Genomic DNA, 18,844 nt, shown 5'->3' with positions numbered 1-18,844 from the left:
GAGCCCGCGAACGGCTCTGACTGGAGAAAGCCCAAGCATGTCCCTCGCGCAGCTTGCAGTAATGGACACCGGATCGAACCGGACGCTGGCCGAACGCCTGATCGACCAGCTCGCCGACCGCATCGGCGGTCTCGGCGTCGAGCTTGCCGACATCGCCGGCAACGTCCAGGAGGTCGCAAACCGCGTCGCGAACCAGTCCGAGCGGTTCCATCACCTCCAGGAGACGGCGCAGACCATGGTCTCCGCCAACCACGACATCGCCAATGCCTCGCAGGCGGTGCAATCGACCACGTCGGCAGCCGTCGGCGAGATCGCGCAGTCGCGCGGCGCGGTCGACGCCGCGGTCAGCCACATCTCCGAACTCGTCGCCGCAGTGGAGCGCATCGAGGCGCGCTTGAGCGCCGTCGGCTCCGCGCTGGCGCAGGTCGCAAAGGTGTCCGGCTCGATCGAGGCGATCGCCAAGCAGACCAATCTGCTCGCGCTCAACGCCACCATCGAAGCGGCGCGCGCCGGCAATGCCGGCCGCGGTTTTGCGGTGGTCGCAAGCGAGGTGAAGAACCTTGCGGAAGCCACCCGCCAGGCCACGCACCAGATCTCCGACACCGTACGCGATCTCGACGGCCAGATCGAAGGCCTGATCGGCGAGAGCAGCGACGCCTCGCAGCGTGCCAAGACCGCCGGCGAAGGCGCCCAGCGGATCTCCGGCATCATCTCGCGCGTCCAGCAGGGTTTTGCCTCGGTGGAAGCCGAGATCGACAGCGTCACGCGCGCCGCGACCTCCAATCTCGGCCATTGCGACACCGTCATCTCTGAACTCAACGAGCTCGCCAAGGGCGTCGACCTCTCTTCGCGCGATCTCAAGAACGCCGACCAGCGGGTGACAAAGCTGCTCGACACCTCCGAGGGACTGATCGCGCTGATCGCCGACAGCGGGGTGGAGACGTCGGATGCCCCGCTGATCCGCGCCGTGGTCGACACCGCCAAGCGCATCTCGGCCGAGTTCGAGGCCGCGATCGATCGCGGCGAGATCACGCTCGACCAGCTCATGGACGAGAACTACCGGGAAATTCCCGGCACCGATCCCAAGCAGTACAACACCAACTACGTCGAGTTCACCGATCGCCTGCTGCCTGCGATCCAGGACCCGATCCAGAAATCCGATCCCCGCATCGCGTTCTGCGTCGCCTGGGCGAGAAGCGGCTATCTGCCGACGCACAATCCGAACTACCGCCTGCCGCAGGGCAAGGACCCGGTCTGGAACAACGCCAACTGCCGCAACCGCCGCCTGTTCACCGATCGCGCGGTGAAGAAGGTCGCCGCGAACACAAAGCCCTTCCTGCTCCAGACCTATCGCCGCGACATGGGCGGCGGGCAATTCGTGCTGATGAAGGATTTGTCGTCGCCGATCGTGATCCGCGGCAAGCACTGGGGCGCCTTCCGGATGGGATTCCGGCAGGGCTGACGACCGCAGCGACGCACCTCGCGCGACCGCGCTCTGGCGTCCCTGAATCAAAAAGCTGGAAAACAACCCCATGCACAGTAGCCGGGGCGCACGGAATCAATGGCTTAACGCCAGCTGAAATGAGACTCGTCTAGCACCCTGACGGAGGTGCGTTCCCTCCCTGCTTGTCGGCAGGACAATCGCATTTGAACATCCACGACGGGTCGTCATGCCCGGGCTTGTCCCGGGCATCCACGTTCTTTGCGCCGCGGGGCAAGTCGTGGATGGCCGGGACAAGCCCGGCCATGACGGCGTCGGTCGAACTCGATCCGACCTCAACTCATCGCGCTCCAGCCGCTAGACGGAGCCGTTGACCCGTCGGGCAAAACAGGCGCACGATGGCATCATCGCGCACGTTGGCTGAGGTCGCCGATTTTCGCAATCGCACGAGTTTCGTCTTCGTACGCTTTTGCGCGTTCGCACGATTGTCTACGACGAGCCTCAGCGCATTGATGAAAACGCGTCAAAACATGACGCTTATCATATCAACTAGCCCAAAACCGTTGCAGCGATCGCCGCACAAATTCGTGAACGTCATGGCCTGACGCTTCAGCCGCGCAAATATGCATTGCCAGAAAATTCGATGCTTCATCGTTTCGCATCGTTATGATTATGCTTGCGCGACCTGATCGCCGTAAGCGATCGACGAGCCAGGAGATGCATATGGCAACCAATCTCACCATCAACGGCGAGACGAAATCCTTCGACGCGCCACCCGAAATGCCGTTGCTGTGGGTGCTGCGCGATATCCTGGGGATGACCGGCACCAAATTCGGCTGCGGTATCGCGCAATGCGGTGCCTGCACCGTGCATGTCGACGGCAAGGCGGTGCGCTCCTGCGTGCTTCCGGTCAGCGCGGTCGCGAACCGCGCCATCACCACCATCGAGCATGTCGGCAGCACGCCGTCGGGCGCGAAGGTGCAGAAGGCCTGGCTCGATCTTGAAGTGATCCAGTGCGGCTACTGCCAGTCCGGCCAGATCATGTCGGCCGCCGCACTGCTGGCGGCAACGCCCAACCCTGACGATTCCGACATCGACGCGGCGATGGCCGGCAATATCTGCCGCTGCGGCACCTATGTGCGCATTCGCGAGGCGATCAAGCAGGCCGCCTCCGGCCGTCAGTCGTGAGGTCCGCCATGATCACAGACAAGACTCTTTCGAACGTCTCCCGCCGCGCGCTCCTGACCGGCGGCCTCGCCACCGGCTTCCTGCTCGCCTTCCATCTGCCGCTGCACGCCGCCGGCAACGAGCCGGAGCAGAAGGATGCGACCGACGGCAAGTTCGCACCCAATGCCTTCATCCGCATCGACGACACCGGCCGCACCGTGCTGATGATGCCGCAGGTCGAGATGGGCCAGGGCGTCTATACCTCGATTGCGATGATCCTGGCCGAAGAGCTCGATGCCGACTGGAGCAAGGTCGAGGTCCAGCACGCGCCACCCAACGACAAGCTCTACGCCAATCCCGTATTCGGCCTGCAAGCGACCGGTGGCTCGACCTCGATCCGCGCCTGGTGGAAACCGCTGCGCTCAGCAGGCGCCAGCGCGCGCGCGATGCTGGTCCAGGCCGCAGCAGCACAATGGCAGGTCGATCCTGCAAGCTGCACGGCGTCGAAAGGCGAGATCGTGCACGCGGCAAGCGGCCGCAAGCTCGGCTATGGCGAACTGGCGCTGGCCGCACAGAGCCAGACGCCGCCGAAGGACGTGCCGGTCAAGGACCCCAAGGACTTCGTCATCATCGGGCAGCCGCTGAAGCGGCTCGATACGCCGGACAAGACCAACGGCAAGGTGGTCTACGGCATCGATGCGATCCTGCCGAACATGAAGATCGCCGTGATAGCCAATTGCCCGGTGTTCGGCGGCAAGGTCGGCAAGGTCGACAACAGCGCGGCGACGAAGATTCCGGGCGTGCGCAAAATCGTGGTGCTCGAGGACACGGTTGCGGTGATCGGCGACCACATGTGGGCCGCGAAGAAAGGTCTCGAAGCGCTCAAGATCGCGTGGAACGAGGGACCGAACGCCAGGATCAGCACCAAGGATATCTGGCAGGATCTGCGCGCCGCCAGCGAGAAGGACGGCGCGGTCGCAAAGTCAGTCGGCGACATCGCCAAGGGGCTCGCGAGCGGCGACAGATTCGAGGCGAGCTTCGAACTACCGTTTCTGGCGCACGCCTCGATGGAGCCGATCAACGCGACCGTCCACGTCCGGCCGGATGCCTGCGAGATCTGGACCGGCACGCAGATCATGACGCGCGTGCAGTCGGAGGCGGCGAAGGCCGCCGGCCTTCCCGTCGACAAGGTCATCGTCAACCAGCATCTGCTCGGCGGCGGCTTCGGCCGCAAGCTCGAGCCAGACATGGTGGTTGCGGCGGTGAAGATCGCCAAGCAGGTCGACTATCCCGTCAAGGTGATATGGACCCGCGAGGAGGATATTCAGCACGACGTCTACCGCCCGGTCTATCGCGACCAGGTCACCGCGACCGTCGTCGATGGCAAGGTCTCGGCCTTGAAATACAAGATCGCCGGCTCGGCGGTGATTGCGCGCTGGCTGCCGCCGGCGTTCCAGAAAGGCGTCGATATCGACGCGGTCGATGCCGCGGTGGACATGCCCTACGACTTCCCCAACTTTCACGTTGAATATGTCCGCGCCGAGCCGCCCGCGGTACCGACCGGCTTCTGGCGCGGCGTCGGCCCGAACAACAACGTGTTCGCGTTCGAATGCGCGATGGACGAGCTGGCGCGCAAGGCCGGCAAGGACCCGGTCGAATTCCGTCGCGCCAATCTGACAAAGAACCCGCGCATGCTCGCGGTGCTCAACCTCGCCGCTGAAAAATCCGGCTGGGGCCAGCCGCTGCCACCTCGCGTCGCCCGCGGCGTTTGCGTGCAGCCGTCGTTTGCAAGCTTCCTCGCAACCGTGGTGGAGGCTGAGATCGACGACATCGGCGAGATCGTGCTCCGCCGCATCACCTCGGTCGTGGATACCGGCATCGCGGTCAACCCCGACACGGTGAAGGCGCAGATCGAGGGCGGCCTGATCTTCGGCCTCACCGCCGCGCTCTATGGCGAGATCACCATCGAGAGGGGTCGCGTGCAGCAGTCGAACTTCCACGACTACCGCATGATGCGCATCAACGAGACGCCGAAGATCGACGTCACCGTCGTCAAGAGCGGCGAGGCGCCCGGCGGCATCGGCGAAGCGGGCGTCAACGCCGGACCGCCGGCGCTGCGCAATGCGATTTATGCCGCAACCGGCGTGGCGCTGCGGCGTCTGCCGATCGACCGGAAACTGCTGGCTGCGGGGAAAAAGGCATGAGCAGGACAATGCGTATCCTCGCAAGCCTCGTCGTGATCGCCATCGTCGCGGTGGCACTCGGCGTCTGGATCATCCGCGGGCCCGGCCCGCTCGATTTCGCCGGCGGCACCAAGGTGGCGCTGGCCGATTATCGCGCCGGCAAGCCGACGGGCGTGCCGGCAAAGCTCGAAAAGGCAAGCCTCGTCGAACGCGGTGAGTATCTGGCGAAGGCGGCCGATTGCATGGTCTGTCACACCAAGCCAGGCGACAAGGAATACTCCGGCGGGCTCGGCTTCAAGCTGCCGTTCGGCACGCTCTATTCGACCAACATCACGCCGGACAAGGACACCGGCATCGGCAATTACAGCGACCAGGACTTTCTCAACGCGGTCCAGCGCGGCAAGCGCCATGACGGCGCGCGGCTCTATCCGGCGATGCCCTACACGTCCTACACCTTCATGACGGACGAGGACGTGCTGGCGGTGAAGGCCTATCTGTTCAGCCTGCCGGCGATCCGCGCCAAGGCGCCGGAGAACACGCTATCGTTCCCGTTCAACCAGCGCTGGGCGATGATCTTCTGGTCGGCGGTGTTCAATCCGGACACGCGCTTTGCGCCTGACACGTCGAAGAGCCCGGAATGGAATCGCGGTGCGTATCTCGCGGAAGCCTTGGCGCATTGCGGCGAATGCCACACGCCGCGCAATCTCGGCTTCGCGCTGGATAACCGCAAGAAGTTCGGCGGCGCGATCACGGCCGGCTGGCACGCGTTCAATATCTCCTCGGACAAGGCGACCGGCCTGGGCAATTGGAGCGACGCGGATCTGACCTCGTATCTGTCGCTCGGCCATGCGCCGGGCCATGGCTCGGCCTCGGGTCCGATGGGCGAAGCGGTCGACCACAGCTTCAGCCAGTTCGCGCCTGAGGACATCAGCGGCATCGTTGCGTATTTGCGCAGCGTGCCGCCAGTAGCCTCGCCCGATTTGCCCGCCACCACGGCGCCGGTCGCGCCCGCCTCGCACAAGGACGGCGTCACGGCGGATGCGCGCGGCAAGATGCTGTTCGCCGGCGCCTGCGCCAGTTGCCACGGCTGGAGCGGCGAGAGCCCGGTGTCGCCGATGGCAACACTGACCGGGACCTGGGCCGTCAACGACCCCGCCGCCACCAATGTCGCGCAGATCGTGCTGTCGGGCACCAAGCGCGACACGCCGGACGGCGCGCTGTCGATGCCGGCGTTCGGCAATGCGTATAGCGACGACGAGATCGCGGCGGTGGCGAACTACGTCACGGCGCGGTTCGGGACGAAGGGCTCGAAGCTGACGGCGAAGGATGTGGCGGAATTGAGGGAGCAGACGGCGGAGTAGGTATCGCAAGTGAGTGATGGGCAGTTGCGCGCGTCAATCTCAACTGTCGTCCCGGACAAGCGAAGCGCAGATCCGGGACCCATAACCACGGGGAGTGGTTTGGCGAAGACTCGTGGTTGCCAGCGTCGCACCACAACTGCTCCCTGTGGGTATGGGTCCCGGCCTTCGCCGGGACGACACTGAGCTTGTAGAACTAGCTCAACCAGAACCTCGGCGTCGCCGGCTCCAGGCGGCCGCCTGCACGCACCGGCGCAATTCGTAGTGCGAGGCCCGTCGCGTCGTCCGTCTCCACCGCAACGCCGCTGAGTGTGGCAACACCCGCCGCCGGCTCAAACCGGCCCGACGGAATCCCCGACGTGAACCGGCGCAGCGGCTCTTCCTTCTGCATGCCGATGATGGAATCGTAGTCGCCGGTCATGCCGGCATCGGTCATGTAGGCGGTGCCGCCGGTGAGGATCTGGTGGTCGGCGGTCGGCACATGAGTATGCGTGCCGACGACGAGGCTGGCGCGGCCGTCGCAGAAGAAGCCGATGCCCTGCTTCTCGCTGGTCGCCTCGCAATGGAAATCGACGACGATGGCGTCCGCGGCAACGCCGAGCGGGCAGGCGCCGAGCTCGCGCTCCAGCGCTGCGAAGGGATCGTCGAACGGGGTCATGAACACGCGCCCCAAAGCGTTGACGACCAGCGCATGCTTGCCGTTCTTGGTCTCGACCAAAGCGGCGCCGCGGCCGGGCGTGCCGCGCGGATAGTTCGTCGGCCGCACCAGGCGGTCGGCGCGCTCGATGAACACCAGGGCTTCGCGTTGGTCCCAGGAATGATTGCCGAGCGTCACCGCGTCGGCGCCGGCATCGAGAAACTCCTGGTAGATCGCTTCGGTGATGCCAAAGCCTCCGGCCGAATTCTCGCCGTTGACGACGACGAAATCGAGCGACCAGTCCTTGACCATGCCGGGCAGGTATTCCGCGATGGCGTTGCGGCCGCTACGGCCGACGACATCACCCACGAAGAGAATGCGCAACTTCAGAACTCCGGAAATCAAACACTTCCGATTCCGTTAGCACATAATCCAGCGCCACGTCGTGCGATAGTGCCGGAACGGCCTCGATCTCCTGCGCGGCAAAAGCAAGCCCGATGCCGACGATCTGCTTGGTTTTCCGCAGATGCGCGAATGTGTGGTCGTAGTGCCCGGCGCCGTAGCCGATGCGGTGGCCGAGACGGTCGAAGGCCGCAAGCGGCGTCAGCATGATATCGGGGATGACTTCAGCGGCCGCCGGCGACGGCTCGGGAATGCCGAGCGGACCGAGCATCAGCCGGTCGTTCGGGTGCCAGATGCGGAAGACCAGCGCCTGGCCGCGCGCGGTGACGCAAGGCAGCGCCAGCCTTGCGCCCTCCTCGAAGAGCTTCTTCATCAGCGGCACTGGGTCGATCTCGCTGCGGATCGGCGAATAGCCGGAGACGATGCTGCCGGGCAGCAGCTTGAACGGCAGTCCGCGCTTGGCGAGTTTGGTGGCGGCGGAGCTGCGCTTCTTCTCGCTCAGCGCGTCGCGTCTGGCGAGGGCCCTGGCGCGGAGTTCGGCTTTGGAGTTGGACATGCGCGTTGGTCCCGAGGCAGAGCTGTCTGCCGTCATCACCCGTGAATGCGGGTGATCCAGTATTCCAGAGGCGGTGGTGATTCACACAAGGGCCGCAGCGTACTGGATGCCCCGGTCAAGCCGGGGCATGGCACCTACTGAACTGACCGCGGTCGTTTCGACAAGCAGAAGCCAAACAGAAAACAAAGTGCGAAGCCGCAAACGCCGTTGAAGCGCTCGATCCCGGAGTTCCCTACGAAAGTAGGTGGGCACCATATGTCCGGGCCCACGGGCCCGGCCAGGGACAGTTCCCTTAAGGATCGATAAGGCCCCGGGGATATTATGGCTCCGGACGCGCGTCGCAGCCTCGCCTGGGCAATGTAACAACGATACTGACGAATCGCCAGAGCGATGCATCGGGCGGGATGGTGTTTGGGTGAGTTGCTCGCGCCGCGGGCTCGCTTAACCTCTCCCGCTTGCGGGAGAGGTCGCGCCGAAGGCGCGGGTGAGGGCTTTCTCCTCTTGGGGGTCCTCGATCGTGGAAACACCCTCTCCCCAACCCTCCCCCGCAAGCGAGGGAGGGAGCGCACTGGCCACGCGGCAACACGCCCTCTACCCGATCGCAATCCCGTTGCCGACGGTCCGGTTCAGGACCTGGGTCGACTTCTCGATGCGTTCGGCGGCGGCATTCAGGGCGTTCACCACCGCGGTCTGGGTCATCCGGGCGCGCTCGACGGCGGCATTGCGGAAATCCCGCAGCTCGGCCAATTCCTGCTCCATGGTGCGGATCCGGTTGCCGGCGTCGACCAGTTCGTCGCAGACGGTCAGCGCCGCCATCACCGTGAGCCGTGCATCGCCGATCTCGCCGAATTTTCCGCGGAGCGACTCAATCCGCGTCTCCAGGCTTTCGGCGAGCTTCAGCAGCCGCACCTCCTGGCCCTCCTCGCAGGCCATGCGGTACTGCCGGCCATTGATGGTGACGTTGATGTGGCTCATCCGTCCTCTCCGGTATCGAGCACCGAACGTATCGTGACGATCGCGGAATCCAGCCGGTCGGAAATCTCGCGATTGGTGCGCTCGAGCTTGCGCGCCTTCACCAGCGCGCCGTCGAGCTCGTCTGCAAGCCGCGAGCGATCTGCGCCCAGCGCCTGAATCCGCGTCGCGAGTTCGTTCTCGTCGCGATCGGCATCGCGCCGCCGCTCGACCGCGCTTTCGAGCGAGTCGAGCGCCGCCATGAGCCTGCGGGTCGCGATCTCGATCTCGACGGCCGAGGACTCTGTCATGGCGGAACTGTTGGAAACGCGATCGTTCATGCAGTCAGCGGCGGACCTTGGTGGCCTTTGTTTCGGGGCTTGCCGGCCGGCAAAAGACTCGGTTCGGCAAGCGGTTAGAAGCAGAAATTTACGTGGCAAGCTTGCGAAGCGCAACGTCGCCGCGAAACTATGCACTGCTAAGCAACTTTTACGGCCAAACCGGCGTTTGATTGCCTTGGCCTGTCGGAACCGAGATGCTATCCCAGCCGCGACCCCAGCGGCCGAAAGGCTCCTTCCGGCGCGGCGAATGCTGCCACAAGCGCCTCATTTCAGACGGATTTCAGACATGACGCAGGTCGATCCCAACCGTATGGCCAACGCGATCCGCGGCCTTGCAATGGACGCCGTGGAGAAGGCGAAATCGGGCCATCCGGGCCTGCCGATGGGCGCCGCCGACATGGCCACGGTGCTGTTCACGCAATTCCTGAAATTCGACGCCGCCGCAATCCATTGGCCCGACCGCGACCGCTTCGTGCTCTCCGCCGGCCACGGTTCGATGCTGCTCTATGCGCTGCTGTATCTCACCGGCAATGCCGACATGACGCTGGACCAGCTCAAGCAGTTCCGCCAGCTCGGCTCGCTGACGCCGGGGCACCCCGAGAACTTCCACACCAAGGGCATCGAGACCACCACGGGCCCGCTCGGCCAGGGCATCTCGACCGCGGTCGGCATGGCGCTCGCCGAGAAGATGCTGGCCGCCGAGTTCGGCAAGAAGATCGTCGACCACCACACCTATGTGATCGCCTCCGATGGCGACCTGATGGAAGGTGTGTCGCAGGAAGCGATCGCGATGGCCGGGCACTGGAAGCTCAACAAGATGATCGTGCTCTACGATGACAACGGCATCTCGATCGACGGCCCGACCTCGATCTCCGATTCCGTCGACCAGGTGAAGCGCTTCAAGGCGTGCGGCTGGGCCGCCGAGAAGATCGACGGCCACGACCAGGTCGCGATCGCCGCCGCGATCACCCGCGCGAAGAAATCCAACAAGCCGACCCTGATCGCCTGCCGCACCACCATCGGCTTCGGCGCGCCGCATAAGGCCGGCACCGCGAAGGCGCATGGCGAGGCGCTCGGCGCCGACGAGCTCAAGGCCGCCAAGGAAAATCTCGGCATCTCGCTCGAGCCGTTCTCGGTGCCGGACGACGTGCTGAAGGCCTGGCGCGCGGCCGGCAGCCGCGGCGCAACCGCACGGCAGGAATGGGAAGGCCGGCTCGGTGAGCTCGGCAGCCGCAAGCGCGCCGAGTTCGAGCGCCGCCTGCGCCACGAACGCCCGGCGGCGCTCGCGAAAGCAGTACGCGCCTACAAGAAGGAGTTGCTGGAAAAGCCGCTTGTTGCGGCGACCCGCAAATCCTCGGAAGCCGTGATCGAAGTCATTGCCGGCGCGATGCCGATGGAATTTCTCGCGGGCTCGGCCGATCTCACCGGCTCCAACAACAACAAGGCGAAGTCGGCAACCGGCTTCTCTGCCAAGACGCCGAAGGGCCGCTTCATCCATTACGGCATCCGTGAGCACGGCATGTGTGCCGCCATGAACGGCATCTTCCTGCACGGCGGCTTCGCGCCGAACGGCGCGACCTTCCTGGTGTTCACCGATTATGCGCGTCCCGCGATGCGGCTGGCCGCGCTGATGGGCACCGGCGTCGTCTATGTCATGACGCACGATTCCATCGGCCTCGGCGAAGACGGCCCGACCCATCAGCCGGTCGAGCATCTCGCAGCGCTGCGCGCCATCCCGAACATGCGCGTATTGCGTCCCTGCGATTCCATCGAGGTCGCCGAGTGCTGGGAGCTGGCGCTCAACCGTATCGACGGACCGACCGTGCTGGTGCTGACGCGGCAGAACCTGCCGCAGCTGCGCACCAATGCTCCGAACGAAACTCCCTGCCAGCAGGGCGCCTACGAGCTGGTCGCAGCCCAGGGCGAAGCCAAGGCGACGCTGTTCGCCTCGGGCTCCGAAGTCGAGATCGCGGTCGCCGCCCAGAAGCAGCTCGCCGAGCGCGGCATCGCGTCGCGGGTGGTCTCGGTGCCCTCGCTCGAGCTGTTGTTAGCGCAACCAGAGGCAAAGCGGGCCGCCATCATCGGCAACGCGCCGGTGAAGGTCGCGATCGAGGCCGCGGTACGCTGGGGCTGGGATGCCGTGATCGGCCAGGATGGCGAATTTATCGGCATGCATTCCTTCGGCGCGAGCGCGCCGGCGAAGGACCTTTACAAGCATTTCGGCATTACCGCCGAGGCCGCGGTTAACGCTGTGCTGAAGCGCGTTACCTGAGAGTTGAGCTTGCCAAAAAAAAGGACTACGTAACTTCTCATATGATCAAGCTCCGCCCGGCCGAACCGGGCGTCCGCCCTAAAAAACCCTCGCTGGCGCTTTAATCGCGCGTCCGGCGGGATGACAACGGTCATTGAAGGAGACGAAAGATGGTAGTCCGCGTTGGAATCAACGGTTTTGGCCGCATCGGCCGCAACGTCCTGCGGGCGATCGCAGAGTCCGGCCGCAAGGATATCGAAGTGGTCGGCATCAACGATCTCGGCCCGGTCGAAACCAACGCCCATCTGCTCCGCTTCGATTCCGTTCACGGCCGTTTCCCCGGCACCGTGACCGTCGATGGTGACTCGATCAGCCTCGGCAGTAACAAGATCAAGGTGACCGCCGAGCGCGATCCCTCGAAGCTGCCCTGGAAAGATCTCGGCGTCGACATCGCGCTGGAATGCACCGGCATCTTCACCGCCAGGGACAAGGCCTCCGCACATCTGACCGCCGGCGCCAAGCGCGTGCTGGTCTCGGCGCCCGCGGATGGCGCCGATGCGACCATCGTCTACGGCGTCAATCACGACGTGCTGACCAAGGAGCATCTGGTCGTCTCCAACGGCTCCTGCACCACCAACTGCCTCGCGCCGGTCGCCAAGGTGCTGAATGAGACAGTCGGTATCGAGACCGGCTTCATGACCACGATCCACGCCTATACCGGCGACCAGCCGACGCTCGATACGCTGCACAAGGACCTCTATCGCGGCCGCGCGGCGGCGATGTCGATGATCCCGACTTCGACTGGTGCTGCGAAAGCGATCGGCCTGGTGCTGCCGGAACTGAAGGGCAAGCTCGACGGCGTCTCGATCCGCGTGCCGACCCCGAACGTCTCGGTGATCGACCTGAAGATCGTCGCCAAGCGTGCCACCGACGCCAAGGAAATCAACGAGGCGATGAAGCGCGCCTCCGAGCAGCAGCTCAAGGGCATCCTGGGCTACACCACCGCGCCGAACGTCTCGATCGACTTCAATCACGATCCGCACTCGGCCACCTTCCACATGGACCAGACCAAGGTGCAGAACGGCACGCTGGTGCGCGTGATGGCCTGGTACGACAACGAGTGGGGCTTCTCGAACCGCATGGCCGACACCGCCGTCGCGCTGGCGAAGGTGATCTAAGCGTCTCGTGTCCCGGACGCGGCGCAGCGTGGCTCCACGGTGCGCCGCAGAGCCGGGAGCCATGTCTTACCCGCGTAGGTTCTCACCGCGTAGGTCCCGGTTCAGCACAGCGGCACTTCGCGCCGCAATGCGCCCGGGACAAGGAAGTGTCCGATGGCCAACAAATTCCGCACCCTCGACGACGTCGACGTGAAGGGCAAACGCGTGCTGCTGCGCGTCGATCTCAACGTGCCTATGGACAATGGGCGCGTCAGTGACGCGACCCGGCTCGAGCGTGTCGCGCCGACCATCACCGAAATCTCGGGCAAGGGCGGCAAGGTCATCCTGCTCGCGCATTTCGGCCGGCCGAAAGGCCGCGATGCCAAGGACTCGCTCAAGCCCGTCGCCGAGGCGCTGTCCAAGGTCGTGAACAAGCCCGTCGCCTTCGCGGACGATTGTATCGGCGAGCCCGCGGCCCAGGCCGTGGCGGCGTTGAAGGATGGCGACATCCTGTGCCTGGAAAACACCCGCTTCCACAAAGAGGAAGAGAAGAACGATCCGGCCTTCGTCGCGGAGCTCGCAAAGCTCGGCGACATCTGGGTCAATGACGCGTTCTCAGCGGCGCACCGCGCCCACGCCTCGACCGAAGGCCTCGGCCACAAGCTGCCGGCCTACGCCGGCCGTACCATGCAGGCCGAGCTGGTCGCGCTGGAGAAGGCGCTGGGGTCGCCGACCAAGCCGGTCATCGCCATCATCGGCGGCGCAAAGGTCTCGACCAAGATCGACCTGCTCGAGAACCTCGTGACCAAGGTCGACGCGCTCGTGATCGGCGGCGGCATGGCCAACACCTTCCTGCACGCCCAGGGCGTCGGCATCGGCAAATCGCTGGCCGAGAAGGATCTAGCCCCCACTGCGCTGCGCATCATGGAGAAGGCGGAAGCCGCCAACTGCGCCATCATCCTGCCGGTGGACGCCACCGTCGCCTATCATTTCGCGGCCAACGCGCCGTCGCATGCTTACGGCCTCGATGCAATCCCGGCCGACGGCATGATCCTCGACGTCGGCCCGCAGTCGATCGTGCGCATCCATGCCGCGATCGACGATGCCGCCACGCTGGTCTGGAACGGACCGCTGGGCGCCTTCGAGATGCAGCCGTTCGACCGCGGCACGATGGCGGCCGCCAAGCATGCCGCCGAGCGCACCAAGGCCAAGAAGCTGATCTCGATCGCGGGCGGCGGCGACACGGTCGCGGCCCTCAACCAGGCCCATGTAGCCGGTCAATTCACCTATGTCTCGACCGCCGGTGGCGCATTTCTTGAATGGATGGAGGGCAAACCCCTGCCCGGCGTCGAAGTCTTGCGCGTCAAGTAATTAGCGGCCGAACTGGCCCAAACGGAGAAAGATACAGATGGCTCGGATCACGTTGCGTCAATTGCTCGACCATGCGGCGGAACACGATTACGGCGTACCGGCCTTCAATATCAACAACATGGAGCAGGCGCTGGCGATCATGGACGCCGCCAATCAGGTCGACGCGCCCGTCATCATCCAGGCCTCGCGCGGTGCGCGCTCCTACGCCAACGACGTCATGCTCAAGCACATGATGGACGCGGTGACCGAGATCTATCCGCACATCCCGGTCTGCGTGCATCTCGACCACGGCAATGAGCCGGCGACCTGCATGACCGCGATCCAGGCCGGCTTCACCTCGGTGATGATGGACGGCTCGCTCAAGGCCGACGGCAAGACCCCCGGCGACTGGGGCTACAATGTCGGCGTCACCAAGACGGTGACGGACATGGCCCATCTCGGCGGCATCTCGGTCGAGGGCGAACTCGGCGTGCTCGGCTCGCTCGAGACCGGCATGGGCGACAAGGAAGACGGCCACGGCGCCGAAGGCAAGCTGTCCCACGACCAGCTCCTGACCAATCCGGACGAGGCCGTGAAGTTCGTGCAGGAGACGAAGGTCGACGCGCTCGCGATCGCGATGGGCACCTCACACGGCGCCTACAAGTTCACCCGCAAGCCGGACGGCGACATCCTCGCCATGAACGTGATCGAGGAAATCCACCGCAAGCTGCCCAACACGCATCTCGTCATGCACGGCTCCTCGTCGGTGCCGCAGGACCTCCAGGACATCATCAACACCTATGGCGGCAAGATGAAGCCGACCTGGGGCGTGCCGGTCGCCGAGATCCAGCGCGGCATCAAGCACGGCGTCCGCAAGATCAACATCGACACCGACAACCGCATGGCGATGACCGGCCAGATCCGCAAAGTCCTCAAGGACAATCCGGAAGAGTTCGACCCGCGCAAGTACCTGAAGCCGGCCATGGAAGCCATGACCAAGCTGTGCAAGCAGCGGCTCCAGGAGTTCAACACTGCCGGCCAGGCCTCCAAGTTCAAGAAGGTGCTGACCCCCGCCGACATGGCCAAGCGCTACGCCAAGGGCGAGCTCGACCCCCGCGTCGCGTAGCGATCGCGTGGTGGCGTAAGGGCCCTGGCACGCCCTGTCCTCCCCCTCTCCCCGCAGGCGGGGAGAGGTGAACGGCCGGCCTCCCCTTTATTACCCTGCGACGAACGTTAACTCGGCAACCGCCCGATAACGGTCTAACTTCACAGGCAAGGGCAGAATCGTTTTGGGAGGACCTCTCGATGAATCTGACTGAGCTCAACAGGATCGCGACCGCCATGGTCGTGCCCGGCAAGGGCCTCCTTGCCGCCGACGAATCCTCCGGCACCATCAAGAAGCGCTTTGATGTGATCGGCGTGGAATCGACGGAATCAAGCCGCCGCGACTATCGCGAGATGCTGTTCCGGTCGCAGGAGGCCATGAGCCAGTTCATCTCCGGCGTGATCCTCTATGACGAGACGATCTGGCAGGATGCCAAGGATGGCACGCCGCTGGTGAAGCTGATCGAACAGAGCGGCGCCATCCCCGGCATCAAGGTCGACGAGGGCACGCAAGCCCTGCCGATGTGCCCGGGCGAGCTCGTCACCGTCGGGCTCGACAAGCTCGCCGAGCGCTTGCAGAAATATTACGAGCGCGGAGCGCGCTTCGCCAAATGGCGCGCGGTGATCGACATCGGCGGCGGCATTCCCTCGATGACCGCGATCAGCGTCAATGCCCACGCGCTGGCGCGCTACGCCGCGCTGTGCCAGGCCGCGCAGATCGTGCCGATCGTCGAGCCGGAGGTGCTGATGGACGGCGATCACGACATCGATCGCTGCTATGAGGTGACGCAACGCGTGCTCAACAAGACGTTCCAGGAATTGCGGGTGCAGCGCGTGGCGCTCGAAGGCATGGTGCTCAAGCCCAACATGGCGATCTCCGGCAAGAAATGCGCGAAGCAGGCCTCCGTCGATGAGGTCGCGGAGAAGACGATCCGGCTGCTGAAGGCCTGCGTGCCCGCCGCGGTGCCCGGCATCGCCTTCCTCTCCGGCGGCCAGTCGGATGAAGAGGCGACCGCGCATCTCAATGCCATGCACAAGCTCGGCCCGCTGCCCTGGGGCCTGACCTTCTCCTATGGCCGCGCGCTGCAGGCCGCGCCGCAGAAGGCCTGGTCGGGCAAGGCCGAGAATGTTGCCGCCGGACAGACCGCATTCAGTCATCGCGCGCGCATGAATGGCCTCGCCTCACGGGGCGAATGGCAAAGCAGCCTGGAAAAGAAGGCAGCCTAGATCTTGTCGAACAAACCGCCTCCGCCGCGCCCGGTGCCGCGCCTCTACCTCGCGACGCCGGTCGTCGATGATCCCGCTTCGCTTCTCGCCGAGCTGCCGGCCCTGCTCGCCTCCGCGGATGTCGCGGCCGTGCTGCTGCGGCTGAAGGAGACCGACCAGCGCACCATGATCTCGCGGATTAAGGCGCTGGCGCCGGTCGTCCAGAGCGCGGGCGCAGCACTTCTCGTCGAAGGCCATCCTGAGCTCGTCGCGCGCGGCGGCGCCGATGGCGCGCACCTGCCCGGCATCGCCGCACTGAAAGAGGCGCTGCCGTCGCTCAAGCCCGATCGCATCGCCGGCGTCGGCGGGCTGACGACGCGGCACCATTCCATGGATGCGGGCGAGATCGGCGCAGACTATTTGCTGTTCGGCGAGCCCGATGCCAACGGCCAGCGGCCGTCGTCGCAGGCTATCGCCGAGCGGCTGGACTGGTGGGCGGAGCTGTTCGAGCCGCCTTGCGTCGGCTTTGCCATGTCGTTCGAAGAGGCCCATGAGTTCGCGGCCAGCGGCGCCGATTTCGTGCTGGTCGGCGATCTCGTCTGGGCCGACCCGCGCGGGCCCAAGGCTGCGCTGAACGAGGCGGACGCTGCGATCAAGAAGGGCTATGCGGCGCTTGCCGTGAGCCAGAGCTAGCGCCCGCGATGAATTCTTCGCGCATCACCCTTCTGGCCACGCTGCTGCTGACGGCGCCCGCAGCCGCGCAGCTCCAGATCGCGCCGCCGGCGACGACGCCGAGCCCGTCGGCTGAAAAGCAGAAGCCCAAGGAAAAACCCAAGACTGCGCCGCACACGATCACCAAGAAAAAGGAAGCTGCGCCGGCGCCAAAGCCGTCGGCCTCGCCGAGCCCGGCCGCAACCGTGATTCCCGCGCCGCCGACGGACAATTCCAACGTCGATCTGGTGTTCGGCGCCTATCAGCGCGGCGCGTACAAGACCGCGTTCGATCTCGCCACCGCCCGTGCCGCGACCGGCGACGCCAAGGCGATGACCATGCTGGGCGAGCTCTATTCCAACGCCATGGGCGTGCGGCGCGATTACACCAAGGCGGTGCAATGGTACAAGCGCGCCTCCGATGCCGGCGATCGCGAGGGCATGTTCGCGCTCGCGATGATGCGCATCGCCGGCCGCGGCGGCCCGGTCGACAAGGGCGAAGCGGTCAAGCTGATGGCGTCCGCCGCCAAACTCGGCGAGCCCAAGGCGGCCTATAACCTGGCTTTGCTTTACCTCGACGGCCAGACCCTGCCGCAGGACGTCAATCGTTCCGCCGAGCTGTTGCGCCAGGCGGCGGACGCGGGCCTGCCCGAAGCGCAATACGCGCTCGCGACCTTCTACAAGGAAGGCACCGGCGTGCCGAAGGACGCCGACAAGGCCGTGCGACTGCTCCAGGCGGCCTCACTGGCCGACAATGTCGATGCCGAGGTCGAATACGCCATCGCGCTGTTCAACGGCACCGGCACGCCGAAGAACCAGCCAGCGGCCGTAGCGTTGCTCCGCAAGGCGTCCCGCCAGGGCAGCGCGATCGCGCAGAACCGGCTGGCCTGGGTCCTGATCAACGGCATGGGCGCGACCGCGGACAAGGTCGAGGGGTTCAAATGGCACCTGGTGGCAAAAACCGGCGGCAAGGGCGATCCTGAACTCGACAAGCAACTGGCCGATCTGCCCGCGGACGACCGCGCCAAGGCCGAGGCCGCCGCCAAAAAATGGCTAGGGACCAAATGACTTGACGTTTGGCCCCTCGCGGGGCACCCAATCCCCTCAAATGGCGCGGTTCGTGCCCCTTCCCCCCGATCAAGACCAGAGCTCATGCTGTATTCCGCCACTATCAACGTCATGGTCAAGGCGGCGCGCCGCGCCGGCCGCAGCCTCAAGCGCGATCTCGGCGAGATCGAGCATTTGCAGGTCTCGCTGAAGGGCCCGGCCAACTTCGTCTCGCTCGCCGACAAGCGCGCCGAGGAGATCGTCTACCAGGACCTCGCCAAGGCCCGCCCCGGCTACGGCTTCATCGGCGAGCAAGGCGGCACGCGGGAAGGTTCCGACAAGAGCCACACCTGGATCGTTGATCCCCTCGACGGCACCACCAACTTCCTGCACGGCATCCCGCAATTCGCGATCTCGATCGGCCTCGTGCGCGAGGGCACGGTGATCGCCGGCGTGATCTACAATCCCGCCAATGACGAGCTCTACATCGCCGAGCGCGGCAAGGGCGTCTTCCTGAATGACCAGCGCCTGCGCGTGGCCGGCCGCCGCCAGCTCAACGAATGCGTGGTGGCCTGCGGCCTGCCCCATATCGGCCGTGGCGACCACGAAGAATTCCGCCGCGAGATGACCGCGATCCAGGACCGTGTCGCCGGCCTGCGCCGCTTCGGCGCCGCCTCCCTCGACCTCGCCTTCGTCGCCGCCGGCCGCCTCGACGGCTACTGGGAGCGCAATCTGCAATCCTGGGACATCGCCGCCGGCCTGCTGATGGTGCGCGAAGCGGGCGGCACGGTGAGTGACATCGACACGCCCGGCGATGCGCTGGTCACCGGGCACGTCGTGTGCGGGAACGAATTCGTGCATGGGGAGCTGGTGAAGGTGCTGCGGAAGTAGGCTTAAGGCAAAGGCCTCTCCACATTTCAGCTGTCATCATCCGCGAAGGCGGATGATCCAGTATTCCAGAGACGGCGGTGATTGAACCGAGA

Annotated in this window: 16 protein-coding genes and 1 other RNA gene; 12 read left to right on the top strand and 5 right to left on the bottom strand. The window is 65.2% G+C overall.

The window, feature by feature from the left end:
* Positions 1–37: 37 nt before the first annotated feature.
* From ACPPVR_RS06960 to ACPPVR_RS06945, 4 genes are all read left to right on the top strand, one after another.
* The gene (locus ACPPVR_RS06960) at positions 38–1,462 is read left to right on the top strand and encodes a methyl-accepting chemotaxis protein (RefSeq protein WP_426613501.1); all 1,425 of its coding nucleotides are present in this window, start codon (positions 38–40) and stop codon (positions 1,460–1,462) included.
* A gap of 702 nt (positions 1,463–2,164) precedes the next feature.
* Positions 2,165–2,629: a (2Fe-2S)-binding protein gene (locus ACPPVR_RS06955; RefSeq protein ID WP_426613500.1), complete on the top strand. Its 465-nt coding sequence runs from the start codon at positions 2,165–2,167 to the stop codon at positions 2,627–2,629.
* A gap of 8 nt (positions 2,630–2,637) precedes the next feature.
* Complete coding sequence (locus ACPPVR_RS06950; RefSeq protein ID WP_426613499.1) at positions 2,638–4,812, top strand: molybdopterin cofactor-binding domain-containing protein; 2,175 nt, start codon at positions 2,638–2,640, stop codon at positions 4,810–4,812.
* On the top strand, positions 4,809–6,152 hold the full coding sequence (locus ACPPVR_RS06945; protein WP_426613498.1) for a c-type cytochrome: 1,344 nt from the start codon (positions 4,809–4,811) through the stop codon (positions 6,150–6,152). The genes ACPPVR_RS06950 and ACPPVR_RS06945 overlap by 4 nt, the downstream gene beginning before the upstream one ends.
* Before the next feature lie 193 nt (positions 6,153–6,345).
* Here ACPPVR_RS06945 and ACPPVR_RS06940 read toward each other — a convergent pair whose 3' ends face one another.
* The 5 genes from ACPPVR_RS06940 to ACPPVR_RS06920 form a co-directional block, all read right to left on the bottom strand.
* Positions 6,346–7,170: a TIGR00282 family metallophosphoesterase gene (locus ACPPVR_RS06940; RefSeq protein WP_426613497.1), complete on the bottom strand. Its 825-nt coding sequence runs from the start codon at positions 7,168–7,170 to the stop codon at positions 6,346–6,348.
* On the bottom strand, positions 7,148–7,744 hold the full coding sequence (locus ACPPVR_RS06935) for a 5-formyltetrahydrofolate cyclo-ligase (protein ID WP_426613496.1): 597 nt from the start codon (positions 7,742–7,744) through the stop codon (positions 7,148–7,150). The genes ACPPVR_RS06940 and ACPPVR_RS06935 overlap by 23 nt, the downstream gene beginning before the upstream one ends.
* Before the next feature lie 188 nt (positions 7,745–7,932).
* A non-coding RNA gene (gene ssrS, locus ACPPVR_RS06930) (6S RNA) lies at positions 7,933–8,094 on the bottom strand.
* Between the two features lie 241 nt (positions 8,095–8,335).
* The gene (locus ACPPVR_RS06925; RefSeq protein ID WP_426613495.1) at positions 8,336–8,719 is read right to left on the bottom strand and encodes a cell division protein ZapA; all 384 of its coding nucleotides are present in this window, start codon (positions 8,717–8,719) and stop codon (positions 8,336–8,338) included.
* Positions 8,716–9,036 carry a DUF4164 domain-containing protein gene (locus ACPPVR_RS06920; protein WP_045002587.1) on the bottom strand — a complete coding sequence of 107 codons (321 nt, stop codon included), beginning with the start codon at positions 9,034–9,036 and terminating at the stop codon, positions 8,716–8,718. Before ACPPVR_RS06920 ends, ACPPVR_RS06925 begins: the two co-directional genes overlap by 4 nt.
* A gap of 286 nt (positions 9,037–9,322) precedes the next feature.
* Here ACPPVR_RS06920 and tkt point away from each other — a divergent pair, with 286 nt between their 5' ends.
* From tkt to ACPPVR_RS06880, 8 genes are all read left to right on the top strand, one after another.
* Entirely contained in the window at positions 9,323–11,308 is a 1,986-nt protein-coding gene (gene tkt / locus ACPPVR_RS06915) for a transketolase (RefSeq protein WP_426613494.1), read from the top strand.
* A gap of 149 nt (positions 11,309–11,457) precedes the next feature.
* Complete coding sequence (gene gap, locus ACPPVR_RS06910; RefSeq protein WP_426613493.1) at positions 11,458–12,465, top strand: type I glyceraldehyde-3-phosphate dehydrogenase; 1,008 nt, start codon at positions 11,458–11,460, stop codon at positions 12,463–12,465.
* Positions 12,466–12,618: 153 nt separating this feature from the next.
* A complete protein-coding gene (locus tag ACPPVR_RS06905) occupies positions 12,619–13,815 on the top strand; it encodes a phosphoglycerate kinase (RefSeq protein WP_426613492.1) in 1,197 nt (398 codons plus the stop codon).
* 37 nt (positions 13,816–13,852) lie between these two features.
* Positions 13,853–14,920, top strand: coding sequence for a class II fructose-bisphosphate aldolase (gene fba / locus ACPPVR_RS06900; protein WP_426613491.1), 1,068 nt, complete (start codon positions 13,853–13,855; stop codon positions 14,918–14,920).
* Positions 14,921–15,099: 179 nt separating this feature from the next.
* Entirely contained in the window at positions 15,100–16,125 is a 1,026-nt protein-coding gene (locus ACPPVR_RS06895; RefSeq protein ID WP_426613490.1) for a class I fructose-bisphosphate aldolase, read from the top strand.
* Positions 16,126–16,128: 3 nt separating this feature from the next.
* Positions 16,129–16,797, top strand: coding sequence for a thiamine phosphate synthase (locus ACPPVR_RS06890; protein ID WP_426613489.1), 669 nt, complete (start codon positions 16,129–16,131; stop codon positions 16,795–16,797).
* 8 nt (positions 16,798–16,805) lie between these two features.
* On the top strand, positions 16,806–17,882 hold the full coding sequence (locus tag ACPPVR_RS06885; RefSeq protein WP_426613488.1) for a tetratricopeptide repeat protein: 1,077 nt from the start codon (positions 16,806–16,808) through the stop codon (positions 17,880–17,882).
* An 84-nt stretch (positions 17,883–17,966) separates the two neighbouring features.
* Complete coding sequence (locus tag ACPPVR_RS06880; protein WP_426613487.1) at positions 17,967–18,752, top strand: inositol monophosphatase family protein; 786 nt, start codon at positions 17,967–17,969, stop codon at positions 18,750–18,752.
* Positions 18,753–18,844 lie beyond the last annotated feature (92 nt).

Source organism: Bradyrhizobium sp. McL0616 (genome assembly GCF_049993385.1).
Taxonomy (GTDB): Bacteria; Pseudomonadota; Alphaproteobacteria; order Rhizobiales; family Xanthobacteraceae; genus Bradyrhizobium.
Note: the sequence above shows the minus strand (reverse complement) of the source record. Positions and strands in the feature narration are given on the sequence as shown.